Origin of the sequence: Olsenella sp. CU969, assembly GCF_905219715.1 — a bacterium.
GTDB classification, from domain to species: Bacteria; Actinomycetota; Coriobacteriia; order Coriobacteriales; family Atopobiaceae; genus Granulimonas; species Granulimonas faecalis.
This window is the reverse complement of the sequence record NZ_CAJMXC010000143.1, coordinates 1-1832: the sequence shown is the minus strand read 5'-3', so window position 1 is coordinate 1832 and position 1832 is coordinate 1. Positions and strand designations below refer to the sequence as shown.

Here is a 1832-nt window from a genome sequence, read left to right as displayed (position 1 = left end):
ACATTATGAATCAGTAAATCAGCGCCACTTTCATTCAGTTTATCTATCACCCTGTCGCGTTTACCTTCAAGCCATACGTCATCCTGGTCGCTAATGAAGATTGTGTCATTGGCACAGTGAGCAATCGCATTATTGAAATTACCGATAATACCCGGAGCGTTGTTGCGAACAACCCGTACACGGCTGTCCCTCGATGCATAGCCCTCAATAATGCTAAGTGTTGAGTCAGTGGATTCATCGTAAGATATCACGAGCTCATCATTAGGATGCAGCTGTTTCAATATCGATTCAATCTGCAACGGGAGAAACAACTCACCGTTGTACACGGCCATTGCAACGGATGCGCTAGATAGCATGCTCAGCACCCTCCCATTGCCTTAAGCTTGAGTTCCAGTGCTTGATTGCTCTAGCTGGAACGCCTGCAACCACTGTGTTGGCTGGGAATGATTTTGTGACGACCGAATTGGCACCAACAACGCACCCACTGCCCAAAGTAACTCCAGGCATAATACAGACACCCTCACCAATCCACACTTTATTGCCAATGGTTGTCGGCGACACGACTAAATCGCGATCATCGGGCGCCTGGTCTGGGGATGAACCATTTTGACCATAGCTTCCATGGCTCGTATCTGTGATAAATACGTTTGAAGCGATTAAGACATTATCGCCGATTACAACAGATTGATGAGCTACAATATGAACACGGTCATTAAACTTGCAGTTCGACCCAATCTCAAGAAGGGCCTTGTCTCCAGCCGTCTCAAATCGACACCCATAGCCAAGAGTCAGCCCCTCGCCATAGACGAAATTGCCCCGATCTCCGCGTAAATAAAATGGCAACCGGATCAAACGCGCATGGGGAAACACAATCTTTGTATATAGCAGGTAGATTATGTTTCCGATAGTCTCACCAAGGCCATACTGGTTAATCATCATCTCGTGCCTTTGCAAGTATCCTATTAATTTTGGAGCTATCGCCCCAGATAGCAGGGGAATCATAGGGTCGATCGGGATACTTGCCATAGGCGAGCTTTATAGAATAGTTGTTATCTATAATGAATTTCTCGATGTACTCACCTAGTGCTATTGGTACTCCCGAACATATATTGATGATTCCATTAATCTCATCTTGCGTAACAGCAGCAACAACCTGAGCACAGAATTCATCGTAGGGCAAGAAATCATACTTACACCTACCGCTCGTGAAGGGGAATTCAGCAGCTCCGCTATGTTCGGCCTGAACCAGCTTAGAGAAGATAGAGCTACCGCGGCCGTCATTGGAAACCAGGTAAAACCCTCTGAGCCACTGCATCCGCGCTCCGGATTGACGGCACAATTCACCAGTCAGCTGCCTAAGTGCATTTTTAGCAACACCGTAAGGTGTAGTGGGATTACATGGCACGTTCTCGTCCACCACGCCCTCGTGATACCCAACTTCATGCATGGAGCCCATGACCGCGACGCGCGAAACCCCAGATTCAAGGGCACGCCTGATAAACAGATAATGCTTGGGCAAATCTTCCAGATGGGATAAATCATTGTGAGAGAATCCATCTCTCCACGCCAAATGGAGCAAGACGTCGGGAGGGTCAATCCTATTTAAGTCGAAAGAGAATACATCACCCACATATTCCTCGAGATGATCGTGTCTGATTCCGCAGGAATTCAGCCCCATTGCTATGACGCTATGACCGGAGCCGAGGAGTTGGTTAACAACTCCTCGGCCAATATAACCGTCGGCACCTGTAACCAGAATCCTCATTGCCTCTCCTTGTTCGCCTCAATCAGACCGAGCCCAAGAACCTTTCCGAGCCATGACCGGAGCGAGG

General features: G+C 48.1%; 3 protein-coding genes. All 3 read right to left on the bottom strand.

Going from position 1 to position 1832, the window contains the following annotated elements:
• The coding region (locus JX283_RS08245) for a glycosyltransferase (RefSeq protein ID WP_204830143.1) at positions 1–326 on the bottom strand (326 nt) is incomplete at its 3' end.
• 19 nt (positions 327–345) lie between these two features.
• The gene (locus JX283_RS08690; RefSeq protein WP_204406685.1) at positions 346–939 is read right to left on the bottom strand and encodes a DapH/DapD/GlmU-related protein; all 594 of its coding nucleotides are present in this window, start codon (positions 937–939) and stop codon (positions 346–348) included.
• A complete protein-coding gene (locus JX283_RS08235; protein WP_204406684.1) occupies positions 929–1765 on the bottom strand; it encodes an NAD(P)-dependent oxidoreductase in 837 nt (278 codons plus the stop codon). The genes JX283_RS08690 and JX283_RS08235 overlap by 11 nt, the downstream gene beginning before the upstream one ends.
• Between the last annotated feature and the right edge of the window lie 67 nt (positions 1766–1832).

Excerpts from the sequence above, each read along its gene's own strand:
- JX283_RS08690 (WP_204406685.1), bottom strand. The coding sequence starts at position 939 with ATGATGATTAACCAGTATGGCCTTGGTGAGACTATCGGAAACATAATC.
- JX283_RS08235 (WP_204406684.1), bottom strand. The coding sequence starts at position 1,765 with ATGAGGATTCTGGTTACAGGTGCCGACGGTTATATTGGCCGAGGAGTT.